The 19,752-nt window shown below is 35.8% G+C and carries 14 protein-coding genes; 8 read left to right on the top strand and 6 right to left on the bottom strand.

Translation table 11 applies throughout. The features are described 5' to 3' along the window. The first annotated feature begins 3 nt into the window (after positions 1-3). The 4 genes from RMO70_RS04290 to RMO70_RS04275 are packed head-to-tail and all read left to right on the top strand — an operon-like array spanning position 4 to position 4,500. Complete coding sequence (locus RMO70_RS04290) at positions 4-1,095, top strand: DNA cytosine methyltransferase (protein WP_310555190.1); 1,092 nt, start codon at positions 4-6, stop codon at positions 1,093-1,095. Then, on the top strand, positions 1,082-3,238 hold the full coding sequence (locus RMO70_RS04285; protein ID WP_310555189.1) for a sensor histidine kinase: 2,157 nt from the start codon (positions 1,082-1,084) through the stop codon (positions 3,236-3,238). Before RMO70_RS04290 ends, RMO70_RS04285 begins: the two co-directional genes overlap by 14 nt. Positions 3,239-3,242: 4 nt before the next feature. Then, the gene (locus tag RMO70_RS04280; RefSeq protein WP_310555188.1) at positions 3,243-3,872 is read left to right on the top strand and encodes a hypothetical protein; all 630 of its coding nucleotides are present in this window, start codon (positions 3,243-3,245) and stop codon (positions 3,870-3,872) included. Next, positions 3,862-4,500, top strand: a complete 639-nt coding sequence (locus RMO70_RS04275; protein WP_310555187.1) for a hypothetical protein — start codon at positions 3,862-3,864, stop codon at positions 4,498-4,500. The genes RMO70_RS04280 and RMO70_RS04275 overlap by 11 nt, the downstream gene beginning before the upstream one ends. A gap of 292 nt (positions 4,501-4,792) precedes the next feature. Here RMO70_RS04275 and RMO70_RS04270 read toward each other — a convergent pair whose 3' ends face one another. Next, on the bottom strand, positions 4,793-5,080 hold the full coding sequence (locus tag RMO70_RS04270) for a DUF3892 domain-containing protein (RefSeq protein WP_310555186.1): 288 nt from the start codon (positions 5,078-5,080) through the stop codon (positions 4,793-4,795). Positions 5,081-6,279: 1,199 nt separating this feature from the next. Here RMO70_RS04270 and RMO70_RS04265 point away from each other — a divergent pair. The 3 genes from RMO70_RS04265 to RMO70_RS04255 are packed head-to-tail and all read left to right on the top strand — an operon-like array spanning position 6,280 to position 13,331. After that, on the top strand, positions 6,280-9,279 hold the full coding sequence (locus RMO70_RS04265) for a SusC/RagA family TonB-linked outer membrane protein (protein ID WP_310555185.1): 3,000 nt from the start codon (positions 6,280-6,282) through the stop codon (positions 9,277-9,279). Between the two features lie 17 nt (positions 9,280-9,296). Next, a complete protein-coding gene (locus RMO70_RS04260; protein ID WP_310555184.1) occupies positions 9,297-10,691 on the top strand; it encodes a RagB/SusD family nutrient uptake outer membrane protein in 1,395 nt (464 codons plus the stop codon). Between the two features lie 3 nt (positions 10,692-10,694). Then, on the top strand, positions 10,695-13,331 hold the full coding sequence (locus RMO70_RS04255; RefSeq protein WP_310555183.1) for a prolyl oligopeptidase family serine peptidase: 2,637 nt from the start codon (positions 10,695-10,697) through the stop codon (positions 13,329-13,331). Positions 13,332-13,755: 424 nt separating this feature from the next. On the opposite strand, the gene RMO70_RS16885 is transcribed toward RMO70_RS04255, so the two are convergent. The 5 genes from RMO70_RS16885 to RMO70_RS04235 all read right to left on the bottom strand — a co-directional run bounded on the left by RMO70_RS16885 (position 13,756) and on the right by RMO70_RS04235 (position 17,076). After that, the gene (locus RMO70_RS16885) at positions 13,756-14,022 is read right to left on the bottom strand and encodes a DUF6520 family protein (RefSeq protein WP_409025068.1); all 267 of its coding nucleotides are present in this window, start codon (positions 14,020-14,022) and stop codon (positions 13,756-13,758) included. 78 nt (positions 14,023-14,100) lie between these two features. Continuing rightward, the gene (locus tag RMO70_RS04250; RefSeq protein WP_310555182.1) at positions 14,101-15,603 is read right to left on the bottom strand and encodes a MauE/DoxX family redox-associated membrane protein; all 1,503 of its coding nucleotides are present in this window, start codon (positions 15,601-15,603) and stop codon (positions 14,101-14,103) included. A gap of 111 nt (positions 15,604-15,714) precedes the next feature. Further along, on the bottom strand, positions 15,715-16,107 hold the full coding sequence (locus tag RMO70_RS04245; RefSeq protein ID WP_310555181.1) for an AraC family transcriptional regulator: 393 nt from the start codon (positions 16,105-16,107) through the stop codon (positions 15,715-15,717). A 78-nt stretch (positions 16,108-16,185) separates the two neighbouring features. Then, entirely contained in the window at positions 16,186-16,644 is a 459-nt protein-coding gene (locus tag RMO70_RS04240; RefSeq protein ID WP_310555180.1) for a hypothetical protein, read from the bottom strand. Between the two features lie 48 nt (positions 16,645-16,692). Next, positions 16,693-17,076, bottom strand: coding sequence for a hypothetical protein (locus RMO70_RS04235; RefSeq protein WP_310555179.1), 384 nt, complete (start codon positions 17,074-17,076; stop codon positions 16,693-16,695). A 233-nt stretch (positions 17,077-17,309) separates the two neighbouring features. On the opposite strand from RMO70_RS04235, the gene RMO70_RS04230 reads away from it, so the two are divergent. After that, on the top strand, positions 17,310-19,745 hold the full coding sequence (locus tag RMO70_RS04230; RefSeq protein ID WP_310555178.1) for an aminotransferase class I/II-fold pyridoxal phosphate-dependent enzyme: 2,436 nt from the start codon (positions 17,310-17,312) through the stop codon (positions 19,743-19,745). Positions 19,746-19,752 lie beyond the last annotated feature (7 nt).

Below are 19,752 nucleotides of genomic sequence, written 5' to 3'. Positions count from 1 at the left end.
TAAATGCACTTACATAAAAAAAAAATATCGCCTGCAAATTTTGAAGTTGTAGATTTATTCTGCGGCGTTGGCGGGCTATCTCATGGTTTCGTTCAAGAAAATTTCAAGGTTAAAGCAGGTATTGATTTTGACAACTCTTGTTCCTATGCATTCGAAGAAAATAATGATGCTACATTTTTGCATAGAGACGTAAAAGAATTTAGCTCCACTGAGCTTAGTAACCTATACTCTAAAGGAAAGTATAAAATTTTAGTTGGTTGTGCTCCATGTCAGCCTTTTTCCATTTACAATAGAAATAGTTCAAATTGCGAGAATCGTCCAGAGGACAAATGGGGTCTATTGTATTCCTTTTCCAACTTAATTGATGAACTTGAACCTGAAATTGTATCAATGGAAAATGTTCCTCTGCTATTGAATTTTAATGGAGGAAAGATATTTGATGATTTCGTTAAGCGCTTAGAAGAAAAAAAGTATTTTATCAGCTACAAAGTACTTAACGCGCAAGATTATGGAGTAGCCCAACGTAGAAAACGATTAATTCTACTGGCATCAAAATTAGGCCCAATTTCGATTATATCACCAACACACAACAAAAACACATACAAGACAGTTAAAGAAGCTATTGGTCACTTACCAAAGATTGAGGATGGTGTTTTTTGCCCTACTGACCAATTGCATTACGCAAAAAAACTCAATACAATAAATAAAAAAAGAATTCAGGCCACTAAAGAAGGTGGTTCTTGGAAAGATTGGGATGAAAGTTTATGGCTTGAATGCCATAAAAAGGAATCAGGTAAAGATTTTGGTAGTGTTTATGGTCGTATGAAATGGAATGATGTAGCTCCGACAATGACAACTTATTGTATTGGTCTTAGCAATGGGCGCTTTGGACATCCTGAGCAAGACCGAGCAATAAGTTTACGCGAAGCTGCATTAATTCAAAGTTTTCCTGAAAATTACAAGTTTATTGACCCAAATACTGAATTCTCATCACCAAAAATAGCTAGACAAATTGGCAATGCAGTTCCAGTTGGATTAGGAATTGCGATTGCAAAGAGTATAAAAAATCATATAAAAGCACTTGAATCAAAATAAAAAAACACAGGAAGAGGATAATAATAATCAAACTTTGCAATGGAGGTTTGATGTTAACACTTTTCGTCTTCTCGGAAGAGACTTAATTACAGATCGTGTGACCGCAGTTTTTGAATTAGTTAAAAACTGTTACGATGCTAATGCAAAAGAAGTTCAAATTCAATTTTTTAACATCACTAAAAAATCTGAAGTTCAAAAAATTATTATTTCCGACAATGGAATTGGAATGTCTTTTGAAGATATTAAAGACAAGTGGATGGTTGTTGGAACTAATAGCAAACGAGCCAACTTATATTCTGACAAACCTTTTAATCGTAAATATGTTGGTGAAAAAGGAATTGGAAGATTTGCAGTTGACAAACTTGGTGAACGAGTACAAATAAGAACAAAGCAGCTGGGCACAGATGCTTGGCTTTGTGTAAACATAAATTGGGATGAATACGAAGAATTATCCAAAAACTCTGCTCAAAATCAACTATCTCTATTCACTGACGTTAAAAACACATATACTTATGAAAAGGGAGATATTAATGAGCAAGGAACTCAAATCATCATATCGAAAGTTAGCGACGAATGGCAAGAAAATGACTTGGATAGATTGTATAAAGAATTATCAACGTTAGTATCACCATTCTATCCTGTCTCTCCGCCATTTGATATTCGAATGAAATGTAATGATTTCAAAAATTACGAAGATGTTCCTGTAAAACCTGAACCATTAAAGTATTATTCACATCATGCAGAAATTAGCTTTGATAAAGAACAAAAGACTCAAGAATCACTGGTTTTTAATGAATCTAATGGGCAAATTGAAAAAATAAATGTAGAAATAAAAAGCTTTGGCCCAATTATACTTAGAATTTACTATTTCAATGAAAGCGCTAAAAGAAGGTATAACAGTGCTTACAAAAATAATGATACCAGAATTGACGGAATAAAAATATACCGAGACGGCATAATTGCAACACCTTTTGCCGAATATGAAGCCGATGTAAATAAGAGAAGGGACATTTTAGGACTCGATAAAAGAAAATGGAGCGGAACTTTTGACACAATTGGAACACGCGAAGTAATCGGCGTTGTCGATATTACTAAAGAAAATAATCCTAATATTATTGATGCAACAAACAGGCAAGACTTCATTGATAATAAAGAATACAGTGCTCTGAAGGAGTTTATTTTGGAGCAACTAACCGCTTTCGAAGAATTAAAAGTGTATGAAAGGACAGCAAAAAGGAGTGAAGTTGAAAACAAACTTATTGATGCTGGTAGCAATGTTAAATTTTTTGAAAAAGAACTCGATAAAATTTTTGCTGATTTAAAAACATCTAGCCCACAAACTAAAGATGTTATAGACCTTTTGAAGAATCAGTCGCAAGAATTGCATACAACAATAAATAAAGCAATTGCTGAGCAAAAGAGGTTTCAAAAAGAAGTTGAACGAAAGGAAAAAATATTCTATAGTATTGTCTCAATGCAAGAATATGCATCTTTAGTTGCACATGCTGTCAGAACTTCAATTGCAAAGGTCAAACATTTAGCAGAATTTTTAAAAGTAAATTTTCCAAATCCACAATTTGATGATTATTTTAAATTATATGCTGCACAAATATATAATGAAATGAATACCCTAATTGGGGTTACAGACTTTATGTTAAGTTATGCTAGCGTTGATGAAAACTTTGAAGAGTTCAGTGTTAAATCTCTTATTAAGGATTTAATAGAAAATCAATATCAAGCTGTTTTTAGTAATGAAGGTATAGACACAACACTTGATATGAAAGATGAATTCATTATCGAAACTAATAAAAAAGCATTTCAGGATATTTTCCAAAATTTAATTTCTAATTCTATTAAAGCCTTAAAAAATGTGAATGATAAAAAAATTAAATGCTCAGGATTTTTGGGTACAGATAATTTTACGATATATTTCTCAGATAATGGATACGGAATAGCCCCGGAAGATAAACAATGGATTTTTGGTCTATATAATACCCGTACAGCCGAACAAGGAGGTGGTGGTGTGGGATTATTTATAGTTGAAAAACAAATTAAATCGCTTAACGGTCAAATCGAAATAATCGATAGTGAATTTGGAGAATTTGGAGCAACATTTAAAATCACATTACCTTTTAATCAATAAAAAAATGAATGAGATAGTACCAACAAAAGTTGTCGTAATTCATGACAATATAGAAGAGACTTCACCTATAATGGTCGAAATGAGAATTAAGTATGGCTTTGAAAATGTTATTTTATTTCAACATTCACAGCAAGGGTTGGATTACGTACTTTCCAATCTTGGAAACAAGATGGTTGTCTTATTAGATAAAAACTTTGATGGTAATGAAATAGATGGTATAAAAGTTTTCAGTGAAATAAGGGAAAAGACATCTTTGGTTTATGTAATTCTAATTACTGTAAGCAAAATTTCTGAAATTAATAGCGAAACTCTTAAAATGCTTATCAATAAGGATTTATTTAAACTTGAGAGTTTTACTCAGGACTATCGAAAAATTATTGAATTAGTGGATGATGCACTTTCATCTCTTAATGTTAGGATTGATGCCGTTATTGAAGATTGGATAATGAGGCACCCAATTGAAAAAAGAGAACAAATAATTCTTAAAACTCGGGATGGTCAAGCTTATTCAATGAATGATATTTTAGAAAGCATAAGAAAAGAAACGTCAGTTGGTATCCAATTCGAGAGAAATCTATTAAAATTAGCCATTGAACTATTTAGTCGTCAAAAATTGAAATTAGATGATAAATAAAATTATTGTTTACGATGATAATGATTTTGAGTTAGGAGAATATTTTGAAACTAGCTACCAAGATATTACTGATAATGTTTCACTATTGGATTATGTATCTACAAATTCTGTGGATGGAATGACTTGCAATATAGAGCATATAAGTGGTCTACTAGCTGCATTTAACCAAAGTCCTTCAGTATTTGTTGGTATCTCACATGGCAATGAAAACGAAATGGTAATGAATAATTGCGGTGCCTATGTAAATGCAACAAATGCACATAATTTCATTAATTCTTTAGTTTTTTCAGCGACTTGTAGAAGTGCAAAAAAACTGGGACCAGTTTTATTAGCAAACGGATGCAATTCTTTTATTGGATTTATTGATGATGCACTTGCTACATATGATGAATTTTATCACTTATACACTGCTTGTGAAAACTATTGCATTAAAGAATTTTTAAATACTGAAAAGTCTTTACAAACATCTTATGACGAAATGATGGATTATTTTGACAATCAGATTAACACATTGTTTGAAGGAGATGGCGACGAAGTACTTGTAGGAATGGAGCTCCAGTCAAATAAAGACTGTTTAGTTTTATTAGGTAATCAATCAGCATTAACGAAATCTTATTATAACATTTAAGATTAACAAATTCTTTACAATTCCAACAATCCCCCCCTATTATCTCATACCATTCCATCTGTCAAAAATAGAATAGTAATCAAGAAATTTAAACATGTTGAACTCAGTTGCTACCGATTTGACAAGTTTTTATTCAGAATTGACAAGCACCTGAAAAGCACAAAAAAAAGATGCCAATAGCATTTTTATTTGTGCTTTTCAACTATATCAATTCTAATAACGTTTTTTATTAGGAGTGTTTTAAAATAAGCTACCCTATGTAGCCTATTTTAAAAATAAGTTTCTAAAAGACTTATGGACATTCAGGAAGACTCAGAAGATTGTTCGATGTAGTAGTATCATTCTTGGTTTTCAAGTATTTATAACCTGCAGCACTTTCTGCAATAATGACATCTACTTTGTTTAATCCTTGTCCTACAAAAAACTGCCATTTGTTAGCCTCAATCGCAGAAATAGCATCCCTTTGACTTATTTTCCAACGTGTGCCGTCTTGATTGATACCTCCGATATTAACTATCCTTTCGTGAATGTTTGTCCTATCAGATTTGTTAATGCATCTGATTTCATGTGATGATGCCATAATTAAAATATTTAAGTTAAGTTCCAAATGTAACTATTATGAATTTTAGTGTTTTACGGTTTTCCACATTATCAGAAAAAAAATAAAAATTTATACAAAAAAGGCTCCTCCCACCACCTCCTCTATTTACCTCTATTCCTCCAACTCTCATTATTATACCTATTCCTCAAACGTTCATAAACCTTCCCTCCTAGCCATAATCCAGCAAACCAAACCACAACAAACCCTATTATCTCATACCATTCCATCCTTCAAAGATAAATTGGCAATTCCAGTAATAAAGTATTCTAAATTCTAATAATCCCGAATGGACAAGTATTAATTCTAAATGGACAAACTAACTGAAAAGCACAAAAAAAAGATGCCACTGGCATCTTTTTTTATTTATCGATTAACTTAAAAAACTCTGAAAGCTTTATGTTTCTGGCCTCGCAAATTTTGTTAAGTGTATTTACAGGTATGTTATAATTTGAGCCTTCAACTTTTAGTGCAGTATTTTTAATTTTTCTTACTATACTCTCTTCAACGTTATGATCTAATGCAAAAGAGCGCTGTGATTTATATGATTCAATCCAGTTTCTATAAACATATTTACAAATAATATTGTTTGCTTCAATCATACTAACAAAGGAAAGTCAATCAATAAAAAATAATGCGTACTAAAGTGCGCATATTGAAATATTTTGTTATATTTGTTACCAATTACATAAATTTGCGATTCTTCATATAAAAATATTTGAAGCATTCGCTTTGAATTTCGTCTTAGAAAACTGGTAATTTTAAAAGGAACGAAATGATAAGTAAGATGCTCACGTCCTATGGCGTGGGCTCACTTATTGTTCCCCGGTATACCAGTACCTCTAAGGCAATAAGCTGAGTTCCATGCCATTTTTTATTCCCATTGGTTTCTCACTTCAATTCTTGGCAAAGCTTCATTTTTAAGTTTCGTAATACATTTTTAGTTAACTGAATTAGTCGGGAAAGGAACCGCTTGCGCTTGGCTGCAACAAGCAATAGCGGTTTCATTTCCTATTCAAAAACCTTTCAAATTAATATGCCTATGAATTAAACACAAAAAACCTTCGTGCCTTGTTGTCTTCGTGGCAAAAGCACAAAAAAAGGCCCTCTACCCTGTCGCCAAACGAGTATAGAGGACCAAAGCAAACAAAACTAATGTTTCATTAAAACTAACCAAAAGTATGAATAAATATTCACTCTTCAAGACTTGGGTAGTCATAGAACTGCCTAAATTATATTACATTTTTTTCTTGTGTTGCATATCAGGAGTTTATGGACAAAACAAGACTATTACAGGAACCGTAAATGATGTCAACGGGGCTTTGCCAGGAGTAACAGTAACCGTTAAAGGTACTGGAATAACAACTCTCTCCAATCTAAACGGGAGTTACATCATTACAGCCAATCCTACCGATGCTATCATCTTTTCTTACATCGGTTATATGACAATTGAAATAGACATAAACAACCGACAAACGATTGATTTAATGATGCAGGAAGATACTTCTATGCTTCAAGAAGTCACAATAAATGCGGGCTATTACTCCGTAAAGGAAAAAGAACGGACTGGAAGTATTGCCAGAATTACGGCAAAGGATATCGAGAAGCAGCCTGTAACCAATGTGCTTGCTGCGATGCAAGGACGGATGGCTGGAGTTAATATAACACAAACGACAGGAGTACCTGGTGGTGGATTTTCTATACAGATACGAGGACTAAACAGTTTAAGAAATACCAGTAATGAACCATTGTATATTATTGACGCAATTCCGTACTCTTCTGAATCGATAGGTTCCTTTTCTACATCTAGTCTTTTAGGTGGTTTATCAAGTCCGTTAAACAGTATAAGTCCCGACAACATAGAAAATGTTGAGGTGCTGAAAGATGCCGATGCTACGGCTATTTATGGTTCACGTGGTTCTAACGGTGTTGTATTGATCACGACCAAAAAAGGTAAAATTGGAAAAACCCGTTTTACTGCAAACTACTCTAAAGGTGCAGGACGTGTAACCCGATTTATGGATTTGATGAATACGGAACAATACCTTGCTATGCGCAGAGAAGCTTATGCGAATGACGGTATTACTACTTATCCGGCAAATGCGTATGACCTTAACGGAGCTTGGGATCAAAACCGATACACCGACTGGCAGAAGGAACTAACGGGTGGAACTGCAGAGTATACTAATTTGAATGCAACCGTTTCGGGAGGTAACAGCAGTACACAGTTTTTAATGAGTGGAAATTTTGCCAAACAAACGACGGTATTTCCGGGAGACTTTAGGTATAAAAAAGGTAATATTCATTTGACAGCCAACCACGAATCGGAAAACAAAAAGTTTCGTATTTCGTTTTCGGGTGGTTATACGGTGCAAGACAATAATCAGCCCTATCTTGACCTTACGAGAGACTCCAGGTTATTGGCACCGAATGCACCAGCACTATATGATGCTAACGGAAATATAAATTGGCAGAATAACACTTTTAATAATCCGTTGCGACACTTGAACGGAAAGTACAGTGCGTTGACTTATGATTTGCTCGCCAATTCTGTAGTTTCGTATAACGTATTACCGAATCTAGAGTTAAAGTCTGGATTTGGATTTACTGAACTGCGACATCAAGAAAGTAGTACGGCGCCTTCAACCATTTATAACCCTGCGTTTGGTATTGGAACTGATAATTCTATTTTATTCCTCAACAATTCCGGTCGCCAGTCATGGATTGTTGAGCCGCAGACAAATTGGAGCAAAACCTACGGAAAGGCAACTGTTTCAGTACTTGCCGGCGGCACTTTTCAAAATAAAACGGGAAACCAGATTGTGCATCAGGCATTGGGATTCCCGAGTAACAGCCTTATCTATAATCTAGCGGCTGCATCCAATGTAACCATAACACAAAATGACGAAACTGTTTATAAGTATCAGGCCTTCTTTGGTCGAGTGAATTTGAAATGGGATGATACATACATCATCAACTTAACAGGTCGACGTGATGGTTCAAGCCGTTTTGGACCTGGCAAGCAATTTGCAACGTTTGGTGCCATTGGCGCTGCCTGGTTATTTACCAATGAAAAAGTACTTAAGGACAACAAAATTATAAGTTTCGGAAAATTACGTGCGAGCTATGGTACGACCGGAAATGACCAAATTGGAGATTACCAATTCCTTGATACCTATACTACAACTGGTGTATCGTATGATGGAGTTGTGGGGCTTGAACCAAGCCGTCTTTTTAATCCCGCCTTTGGATGGGAAACCAACAAGAAATTTGAAGTTGCCTTAGAGACAGGCTTTCTTAAAGACCGAATATTTTTAACTGCCGGATGGTATTCTAACCGTTCTTCGAATCAGCTGGTCGGGATACCGCTTCCGGGAACAACTGGATTTACTTCGGTGCAAGCCAACTTGGATGCCACCGTTGAAAACAGAGGATTGGAAATCACCTTGCGTTCGGTTAATTTTCATAATAAGGACTTTACATGGTCTACGAACTTCAATATATCTTCGTCGAAAAATGAACTTATATCGTTTCCGGGATTGGAAGCATCAAGCTATCGCAATCAATTTGTGATAGGTCAACCCATCAATATTGTGAAGGTGTATCATTTTACAGGTGTAGATCCTGCTACAGGTCTTTATCAGTTTGAGGATGTAAATGGTGATGGTTTTATAAGTGAACCGGAAGATAAACAAACGGTGAAAAATTTAAATCCTAAATTTTTTGGAGGGCTGCAAAACCAATTAAAGTATAAGCAGTTTCAGCTTGATTTTCTGTTACAATTTGTTAAACAGGAAAACTACAACGCCAATACCACTTTTAACATGCCAGGAACAAGAAGCAATCAATTGGCCTCTACTTCTGACCATTGGCAAAATGCGGGTGATGTGTCGCCTCATCAAATGTATTCTGCTACAAATGGCTCCGCCGATGAAGCTTACTTTTATTATACTGAAAGCGATGCGAGCATAAGCGATGCCTCATACATACGACTTAAAAATATTGCTCTTACTTATGATGTTCCTGAGAAGTGGCTCAACAAAATGCGATGCCGTATATCTATCACCGGACAAAATCTTTTGACGTTTACCAAATTTAAAGGTGCCGATCCGGAATTTCAGATGTACGACCGTTTGCCGCCACTAAAAGTTATCACTGCAGGAATGCAAATCTCCTTTTAATCTTAAATCATCACATTATGAAAAACACTATTGAATATATAACAGCTAAATTTTTGTTATCGGTTTGCTTGGTTTTACTGCTTTCTGGCTGCGATAATTTTGTGGATGCGGAGTTACCTAATTCCCAACTGACAGCACCTGCCGTTTTTGAGGATATGGCTACTGCGAACGCCGCCATGACAAGTATCTACTCGAAAATGCGCGATACGGGTTTACTGAGCGGTTCGCCAGCAGGATTGTCGCATCAATTAGGTAATTACAGTGACGAACTTGACTTTTATGGATATCCGCAAAGCAGCACCGATTATTTTTATAGGAACGCTTTAACACCTTCGTTGAGCGACATGAAAAGTCTGTGGACAGACAGTTATAATAATATATACGCAGCTAATGCGGTTATTTATGGGACTGAAAACTCCATTGTTCTTGCCGTTGCTAACCGCAACCAGCTTAAAGGTGAAGCTTTGTTTGTTAGGGCATTGCTGCATTTTTATTTGGTTAATCTTTATGGTGATGTGCCGTATATCACTACGACTGATTATGCGGTAAATAGTACCGTTACGCGCATGCCTGTCGTGGCGGTTTATGATGCTATTAAAACGGATTTAACCACTGCGCTTGATTTGCTTCCGGAAGGGTATTTGAGTGCTAACCGTGTACGACCGAATAAATATGCTGTACGCGCATTGCTTGCGAGATTAAACCTATATCTGGGTAATTGGGATGAAGCGTCAAACGATGCTTCCGCAGTTATCAATGCCACTGGGTTATATACTCTAGCCACTAATATTGATCTGGTTTTTCTGAAAGACAGCCCATCGACGATATGGCAGTTTAGCCCTGCGTTGCCTGATAATAATACGCAAGAGGGAAGTACATTCCTTTTTACGTCGGGACCTCCGCCATTATCAGCGCTGACTAACAATTTAGCAAACAGTTTTTCGGCAGGCGATCTGCGAAGAACGCATTGGATAGGTACCATAACAGACGGAACTTCTACATGGTTTTATCCTAACAAATACAAGAACACGTTGACGGAAGGCGGTTCTGTGGAGTACTCGATTGTACTACGATTGGAAGAGCAGTATTTGATACGTGCTGAGGCAAGAGCACACCAAGGCAACCTGACAGGGGCTAAAGATGATTTAGATATCGTGAGGAACCGTGCAGGACTTGCAGGCACTACTGCAATGACGGGAACTGATATTATTGCGGCTGTATTGGTAGAAAGACGATTTGAGCTATTTACTGAATATGGGAACCGCTTTTTTGACTTGAAGCGCACCAACAATCTGAATTCTGTTTTGGGTATTGTTAAGCTGGGATGGAACGATACGGATAAGTTGATACCATTGTCAGCTTCTGAACTTATTTTGAACCCGAATCTCAATCCGCAAAATCCGGGATATTAAGTTATGGATATAAAATTTAGTTATAAGAGCGCCATTTGGCGGATTTCATGTTTCCTTTTTTTTGTTTTAGTTTCCTGCTCCGTTATGGGGCAGGCTAAACCAAAAAAGCAACTTACTCCGGAAGATTATCATTTATGGAGCAACCTCGATATTTCGGATATTTCCAATAAAGGAGAATGGGTCAGTTATTCACTTAGTTATCAATCTAGTAATGATACGCTGTTTGTCAAAGCGACAGACGGAAAAAAAACATTTTCATATCCGCTCGGTAATAAGGGAAAATTTTGTGGTGAAGATTGGTATGCCTGTACCAATGGAAAAGATATGAACTTAACCAATTTGAAGAATGGCAAACTTGAGGTCTTTGCAGCTGTCAGTAATTATGAATTTAGCAGTAATGGAAAGTACCTGTTTGTATTTTCTAACCCAAAAGACGGTAGAAGAACAATTACGATTAGGAATTTATCCAATGGTGAAACTTCACAGATTGAAAATATAACAAGCTGGCGGTTTAATAAAGACTTAACCCTATTGGCCTATTGCCTGCAAAATGGTCAGAGTGGTGAGGCAATTGTTATAGCAATTGAAAATGGCAATTTACCCGTAACACAATTACAATTCCCGAGCGGTATTGGAACCGACATCGTGTGGCAGGATAATAATGCTTCACTAGTGGTTGTATTGCAACCCATCAACGAATCGGGAAAGGTGGATGGATTGAATACAGCATTGGCACAATATCGATTTAAGGATAAACAGCTCCTAATTTTACAGCCAAAACAGACTACAGGTTTTTCGAAGGATAAGCACATTGAAGCAGGATATTACGGTGGTCTTAAAATTTCAGATGATGGCAGCAACGTCTTTTTTCAGGAAGTGCCAGACAAGCTAAACAATTCATTTGATAATCCCATTGTTGAGGTATGGCATGGTGACGATAAAATACTCTACAGCGAGCAAAAGCAGTATGGGAACTTTAGCGATTGGAGAAAAACAGCCGTTTGGTATCCCGATACCAATGAGGTCTTTGAGTTTATGCCCAATGAAACCCATGTAAAGTTATCGGGAAATCAGCAATTTGCGTTAACATCTAGTATGGAGCCCTGCGAGTTGCAGTTCAGGTATTCCCCGGATAGGGACTTTTACCTAACAAACCTAACAACAAAAGAACGCGGGTTATGGCTGCACTGCCATTCGCCGGAATTGCACCATACCTTGATGTCGCCTTCAGGGAAATACATCGCCTACTTTAAGGATGGGCATTGGTACAGTTACAACATTGCTACAGGAGTGCATAAAAACCTGACTCAAGGATTGAATGTTGTTTTTTATGATGAGGCGAATGACATTGGCGACAAACCGGATGCCTATGGTTTTGCAGGATGGACTCCAAACGATAAGGCAATTGTTATTTACGATAAATGTGATGTTTGGGAAGTGAATACGGATGGAACGGCAACAAAACGATTGACCAAAGGAAGGGAAAAAAGCATTGTTTATCGCATCACCAAGACAAAAGCCGCTGGAGATTCATTTAATGGAGTTTATCAGGAAGATGTAATTAATTTGAATACACCATTGGTACTTAAAGCTTTGTCACTTGATGAGCGTATGCAGGGCTGTTACCTTTGGGAAAACGGAAAAGAAAAGCCATTAGAGTTTAGCGCACATCGTATCTATGACCTGAAAAAGGCAGAAGCTGTGGAATCCTATATTTGGCTTCAGGAAGATTATGAACATCCTACCAGCCTGCAGTATAAAAGTAGTTCAACAACTAAAACAGTGTATCAGTCTAACCCGCAACACGACAATTTCTTTTGGGGAAAGGTCACCACAATAAATTATATGGGTGCCACAGGTGTTCCGCTTAAAGGGTTGCTTTATTATCCTTCCGATTATAAAAAAGGAACAGAGTATCCAATGATAGTTCGTGTGTATCAAAAGACATCCAATCAATTGTATTATTACCGGAATCCTTCCAATACTATTGATGACGGGTTTAGTATCTTTAATTTTGTTCCCAAAGGGTATTTTGTATTGCTGCCTGATATTGACTACATCATGGGCAATCCTGCGGATTCAGCAGTAATTTGTGCAACAGCAGCTGTCAATGAAGTATTGCAACAGGGAGATGTCGATCCTAAAAAGGTCGGATTGATGGGTCATTCTTTTGGTGGTTTTGAAACAAGCTACATTATTACAAAAAGTAATCTGTTTTCCACCGCTGTGGCAGGTGCTTCACAAACGGATCATTTGAGTGGATATTTAACCATAAGTGAAAATTATAAAAAGGCAGAGAGTTGGAGGTTTGAATATTTTACCAATCGTATGGGCAAACCATTGTTTGATAATTTGGAAGGGTATATACACAATTCACCCGTTTATGGAGTGCCCAATATTAGTACACCCTTATTGCTGTGGACGGGAGAAAACGACCAGCACATAGCATCAACACAATCTACTGAACTATACCTGGCCATGAGAAGGCTGGGCAAAAAGGTCACCATGCTGCGATATCCCAAAGAAAATCATAATTTAGTAAACCCAGCCGCACAGTCGGATTTGGTGAATAAAGTTATGGAGTGGTTTGACTATTATCTCAAAGATGCTCCAAAAAAGGAATGGATAGAAATCCCCTAAAGTAAAATAAATGGAAATGCAGTTCCCGAAAGGAACTGCATTATTCTTTTAAACTCAGAAACTAAGGGTTTCTGGTTAATGGATTTGGACAACTTACAGTGCTTACAAAATCGTAAAATTGATTAGTGCCCTGCTTACAAGGAAGACCTCCACCAATTGTGCACATTACGTTTGTCAGCACACAATTCTCGCCCTCTAAATGTGTGTATCCCCATTTGTTAATTTACTACTATTGCTTTTTTATTCATCGCGTTGGTATGGATTGCACTAGCAATACCAAAGACAATTACAGCCGTTGGTATGGCTAATTTAAAAATTCTGATTTTCATGATATAAGTATTTACAATCTTATGAACTACTGTTTAAGACAAAAAATGATAATGCAGTTCCAAACGGAACTGCATTATTCTTTTAAATAAAAATACTAAGGAATTTTATTTAATGGATTAGGGCAACTTGAGGTACTCACGAAATCGTAAAGCTGCACTGTACCCTGTTTACAAGGAGAACCCGGTTCGGTTCTACACATCACGTTGGTTAGAACACAGTTCTGTCCCTCGATATGTGTATAACCCCACTTGTTTGCCAATGCTGTCGCTTTTTTGTCCATTGCATTAGTATGCATCGCGCCAGCCAAACCAAAAGCGACAACCGCTAATGGTAGAATCAATTTAAAAAATTTGATTTTCATAATCGTAAAATTTAAAAGTTATGATTTACTCTTTTATACAGGTTTTCAATCTTATCCCTGAAACCAGCTGGTATATTTTTATTGTAGAATTCTTTGTTTAAAATTCACTGTAATGGACTTTCGGAGTTTATAAATGATAATATTTGAACCTATAAGTGCATATAAATTATCACCTTCTATATATAAACTGCGCATTTTTTCCCCATCAACATTATATATGTAAAAACTCAACAAATAGGAGCGATTTTCCAGATTGTATACGTCAACGATGGCAGCTTTTTTCCACATTAGCAGACTTTCATATTTCCCAGGCAAATTAGACGAGACGAATAAAGTGTTCTTAAAAACGGCGCTGGTGTTATTAACGATTAATGGTGGTGCTGCTAATTTTGTTTCACCTGAATTGGATATTGTTACTACTTTTAAATTGGCGTGCGCAGTAGTATCTATTGTATTTCCGCGATTTAGTAGTTTTAGATTGCTGTCTGTGACACTATACTGGTTGCGATAGGTATAGATATAAACAAGCTTTTCAAAGGCGGAATCATAGAGTGTTTGGCCATCGGTATCAAAAACGCCATCAATTTGTTTTTCGATTATTTTAGGTTCAAATTTTATAGAAGTTGTATCTGTCAAATCAAACAAACCCAATGTATTTGTTTTCGTCTTTTTTAAAATTGTTCGGAAAGCAATTTTTGTGGAGTCAATGGGCGCGAATTGCGAAAAATAAGGATCACCACGCATTATGTAAGATGCTTTCCAATCTGTTGTTTTGCCTCTGAAAATGCAAGGCACATTACCATCTACAAGGTAAAAATACGGAGAAAGAACTTTTATTTGAATTGTAGTGAACGGCAGGTTCATCTTATTGAGCTTTATTCTGTGAACTGTTTTGGTTTTTAAAGTGCTGTCGATTTCCTGAATTTGAAGTGGTGCAGTATAGTTACCAAGATAAATTTTACCATTACCACTACCAGCAAAGTAGTAGGAATCAGCATAAAGATTCATTTCTTTATCTATAACAGCTGGAAAGTGTGGAAATCTGCGAGTGAAATTATTGTGGTGATGGATGACGTTTTCAGAAAGTTGAAATAATATAGCAACAAGTCCAATGCTGAATATACTGCCACCTCCTAATATGATATATTTCTTAACCTGATATTTAGGATTGTTAACTAATACGCCGATTATGGCAAGAATTATAAACGCAATGTTGAAGAATATATGTTGGTTCCAAGAAAGGTCTTCTAGAATACCACCGCAGGAGCATGGAATAAAGGAGCTGTAATTTAAGATTATGTAGATGTATGCTGTAAACATTACCATCAATCCATAAGCTGCAAATAGTCCAATCATTCTACATCGTGGTATTATAAATAGGCAACAAATAAGTAGTTCGAAAGTTGGAACGGCATAGGAGATAAAGTACGCATAAGCACTTAATAATGGTGACTGTCCCAATTGCACTTGAAAATTTTCAAAATCCAATAATTTACTGGCTGCCGCATAAACAAACAATAGAATGTAAATCATGGTGATAAACTCAATAATTATACTTTGTGTTCGGACAGATAGTTTCATAAAGTAATGATTTAGTTTTGATTCCGTAAAATTCTGGATTTCAAAACAAAACCACTTTCCTTATCGGGAGGAAAATTTGATAAAAAAGGATAAAAAGCTAAAACTTAAAAATTATTCTTCTAGGGTAAAACTGGAATTATTGCGTTGAATCGCATTGGGGGCATAGCCAAATCGTCTTTTAAACGACTTTGAAAAATTGGGGTAATTGGAAAATCCATTCATCACTGATATATTTTTAAAGGGAATATCAGTTTGCTGAATCATTAAGTGGGCTCTTTTCAAACGCTCATCATTGTAAAACTGGTAAATACTTGTTTTAAAAAAATGACGAAACCCATCTTTCAATTTATATTCATTGGTACCAAATAGACGGGATAGTGCTTTCAAGGAAGGAAGTGGTTCCTCAAGATGAGCCAAGATGTAATCATATAATTTCTGGATCAAAAGGGCATCTACTTTTCTGGAACCTGGCTGTTTTTCTGTATCGTTGTCTTTTTCAAACATAATGTTAGTAAAGGAATCCTGTGGTAATGGACTAACGAAACTTAAAATTATTTCAGGTTTATTCAATAGTTTACAAAACTAACAGTCGGCTGAAACGTATAAAGCATCCTTGGTAAGAAAATGCAGAGGGACAATGGTCTGAAAAGATTTGTTATCTTGTAATGACTCTTTTACAAAAGTTAGTTTCTCAATAGATTCAGGACTAATAAAAATTTCAAGAGGTTGATGAAGCAAGTCCAATTCAGAAAATCCTAAAACATTGGAAATCTGTGGATTAAAACTTTGAATTAAAAAAGAAGGGTCTAAAATAAAGGTAGTTTGGTTTATAAATCGATATGTGGTATGAGGATTAACATAACCGGAATGAAAGATGGTTTCTTTCATTTCTTCAGCAACCATGTTAATTAAAACAACTAAAGTCTCTAATTCATCGTCATACTGGCTCAATGGAATACGACTATTGAAATTACCTCTAGCCATCTCAAATAGCATTTGATGAAGGACAACAATACGCTCTTGATTATGTGGATTTTCCATAAAATTTAATTTTCAATACTTATAACTCATAACTGAATACTCATAACATTACACAAATTGCTTCAAATAAGCCAATGCTTCATCTGGATCAGTGAAAAGTTGGGTGGGTACGGTGGGCTTGTTGATCCGTAAATAAAAATTACTGATGGTGAGGGATACTTTTTGGTTAACAAGCAAGGCGACAGCTTTGGTTAATACGGAACCCGACTGGGCAAGATAATCTCTACCTGATTTGTCTGTATTGACGATACCTCTTACATCACACAAAACAGGAAAAGCCTTTTCATTTTGAAAACGGATCCTGTCCGCAACAACGTTTTGGGCAACTTCTAAACCAAGAATAAGGTTTTGTTTATATTCAAAAATGAGAATGCCATTGGTAATCCAAAATTGGGCATATTCATTTTCATAAAAATCATGGGCTGCAATCATTTTTTTATGAATTTCATATTATAATTTAACAAAAATAGAAACATTCTTAAGTAATACAATTGTCAATTAGGTATAATTTATTGCAAATTGATTAATTTAATGTCCATTTGGGATTATGAATTGTCATAAAGGGAATATTACATAATCTAATGAAATAATTATCAAATATTATAATGAATTTTAAAAATTCTAATTTTTGGATAATAAACAAATTCTTATAAAAAAACAAAAAAATGGCCAAAATCAAACACAACAACTTTATAGATACTGTCGATGAAGTTTTATCAGGAGCAAAAAAAGAAGGGATATTGCATTTGTATGCAGAAGACAAAATTTTAACAGGTAGAACGATCCAGATTAAGGGAAAAGAAATGTTCCATTTCGGCACAACGGGCTATTTGGGATTGGAGCAAGACGACAGGATCAAGGAAGCGGCAATTCAGGCAATTCGGGATTATGGTACCCAATTTCCCCTATCAAAATCTTATATTTCGCATCCATTATATAGCGAACTGGAAAGTAAAATTGAACAGATGTATGGCATCCCTCCTATCATAACCAAAAACAGCACATTAGGTCATCTAGCAGTTATCCCAACACTTATAAGGGACGAAGATGCTGTTGTAATGGATCATCAGGTGCATTGGAGTGTTCAAAATGCTTGCCAATTACTCAAATTAAGAGGTATTCCCGTGGAAATGATTAGACACGGAAATTTGGACATGTTGGAAGAAAAAATCAAAAAACTGTCATCAAAATGCAACAAAATTTGGTATATGGCGGACGGTGTATATTCCATGTTTGGTGATTATGCACAAATCTCTGAAATATTAGATTTGACTAAAAAATATCCTAAACTCAACCTTTATTTTGACGATGTCCACGGTATGAGCTGGAAAGGCAAAAACGGTACAGGCTTTATTTTTGACGCTATCAAGGAACTACCCGAAAATATTGTTGTCGTAAGTACACTTAGTAAAACCTTTGGTGCCAGTGGAGCAACATTCTTTTGCAAGAACCAGAAATTAAGAGATAAAATTAAAAACTTTGGAGGGCCTTTAACTTTTTCGGCTCAATTAGAGCCAGCTTCTGTGGCGGCGGCAATTGCTTCAGCTGACATCCACTTATCACCCGAAATAACAATTCTCCAACAAGACTTGGCGGATAAAATTGCTTACTTTAACCAATTGCTAACTAACGGAAACCTCCCTATAATTTCAAAAAATGATTCACCGGTTTTTTTCTTGGGAATGGGCACGCCTATAACGGCTTATAACTTTCTGCATCGATTATTCAATGAAGGATTTTTTCTGAATCTGGGAATTTATCCAGCGGTTCCTATCAAGAATACCGGGATTAGAATTACACTATCAGCCCACAATCTCAAACAGGACATCAAGGCATTGGCTGAAGCGATGGAACACCATTTCCCTAAAGCTTTGGAAGAAACAAATAACAGTGAATACAAAATAAGAAAAGCCTTTGGAATTCATGCTGAAAAACCAGAAATGATTTCAGAACCTCCAATGCAAGAACTCAGTATCGTAGAAAAAATCTCTATCAATGAAATCGTAAAATCAGATTGGAATCACTATATAGGAAAACAAAATATTTTCGATTGGGAGGGAATGATGTATTTGGAAAACACATTCAAGCATCACCCAGACCCAACTAACCAATGGGATTTTTATTATTACACGGTCAAAGACAGTGGGGGTAAAATCATACTAATGACATTTTGCACGTATGGTCTTTGGAAAGACGATATGCTGGCAACGGAATCCGTATCCCTTCAACTCGAAGAAATAAGAAAAACAAATCCGCTTTACCTCACTTCAAAAGTATTAGGTATGGGCTCTTTATTCACCGAAGGAAAACACTGCTACATCAATCAAGAACATCCTCTAGCTGAAACAGCCTTGAAATTATTATTGGATAAATTAGAAGAAAAATACAATGCTTTAAACGCTGATATGTTGGTGCTGCGAGACTTTGAAGAACACAACAAATACGACAAAACAATCCAAGAGCAAGGCTATTTCAAAATAAATATGCCCGAATCCTGTGTCATAGAAAATAAAAACTGGAACACCTATGAGGAGTTGGCAAAAGAATTATCTCCTCGTTCCCGAAAACATTTCAGTAAAGAAATATTGCCATTTGAAAGACATTATGATGTGGTAATAAAAGACAAATTAGACAAAATAGAAATCGAAAGAGCCTATCAACTTTACAGTAACGTCAAAAATAATAATTATGCCATCAATACTTTCCTGTATCCTCAAGAGGTTTTCGAAAATATGAATCAAAGTCCCAACTGGGAGTTTATCTTGTTGGCACTAAAAAACAACAGCGAAACACCAATCATTGGAGTTATGTTTTGCTACAAAAATGACAATCACACTTATGTACCCGAATTGGTGGGAATGGACTATAAATGGGCTAAAGAATACCAAATCTACAGGCAACTGTTGTTTCAAACTATAAAGCGAGCCAATGAATTACAATTTTCAAAAATAGACTTTGGAGTATCGGCTTCCTTTGAAAAAAGGAAATTAGGTGCTCAAATAATTCCAAAAGTGGCTTATGTACAGGCGAGAGACAATTTCGCTATGGAAGCAATGAATACCTTACAAAACGATTATAAATCGCTCACAAAAACAACTTAAATTCATT

The organism is Flavobacterium sp. (assembly GCF_031422135.1).
Classification (GTDB): domain Bacteria; phylum Bacteroidota; class Bacteroidia; order Flavobacteriales; family Flavobacteriaceae; genus Flavobacterium.
This window is presented reverse-complemented; position numbering and strand designations above follow the sequence as displayed.

Bases quoted from the DNA above. Each gene is read 5' to 3' on its own strand.
- RMO70_RS04255 (WP_310555183.1), top strand. From the start codon at position 10,695: ATGGATATAAAATTTAGTTATAAGAGCGCCATTTGGCGGATTTCATGT.
- RMO70_RS04290 (WP_310555190.1), top strand. From the start codon at position 4: ATGCACTTACATAAAAAAAAAATATCGCCTGCAAATTTTGAAGTTGTA.
- RMO70_RS04245 (WP_310555181.1), bottom strand. From the start codon at position 16,107: ATGTTTGAAAAAGACAACGATACAGAAAAACAGCCAGGTTCCAGAAAA.
- RMO70_RS04235 (WP_310555179.1), bottom strand. From the start codon at position 17,076: ATGATTGCAGCCCATGATTTTTATGAAAATGAATATGCCCAATTTTGG.
- RMO70_RS16885 (WP_409025068.1), bottom strand. From the start codon at position 14,022: ATGAAAATCAAATTTTTTAAATTGATTCTACCATTAGCGGTTGTCGCT.
- RMO70_RS04240 (WP_310555180.1), bottom strand. From the start codon at position 16,644: ATGGAAAATCCACATAATCAAGAGCGTATTGTTGTCCTTCATCAAATG.
- RMO70_RS04260 (WP_310555184.1), top strand. From the start codon at position 9,297: ATGAAAAACACTATTGAATATATAACAGCTAAATTTTTGTTATCGGTT.
- RMO70_RS04275 (WP_310555187.1), top strand. From the start codon at position 3,862: ATGATAAATAAAATTATTGTTTACGATGATAATGATTTTGAGTTAGGA.
- RMO70_RS04270 (WP_310555186.1), bottom strand. From the start codon at position 5,080: ATGGCATCATCACATGAAATCAGATGCATTAACAAATCTGATAGGACA.
- RMO70_RS04250 (WP_310555182.1), bottom strand. From the start codon at position 15,603: ATGAAACTATCTGTCCGAACACAAAGTATAATTATTGAGTTTATCACC.
- RMO70_RS04280 (WP_310555188.1), top strand. From the start codon at position 3,243: ATGAATGAGATAGTACCAACAAAAGTTGTCGTAATTCATGACAATATA.
- RMO70_RS04230 (WP_310555178.1), top strand. From the start codon at position 17,310: ATGGCCAAAATCAAACACAACAACTTTATAGATACTGTCGATGAAGTT.
- RMO70_RS04265 (WP_310555185.1), top strand. From the start codon at position 6,280: ATGAATAAATATTCACTCTTCAAGACTTGGGTAGTCATAGAACTGCCT.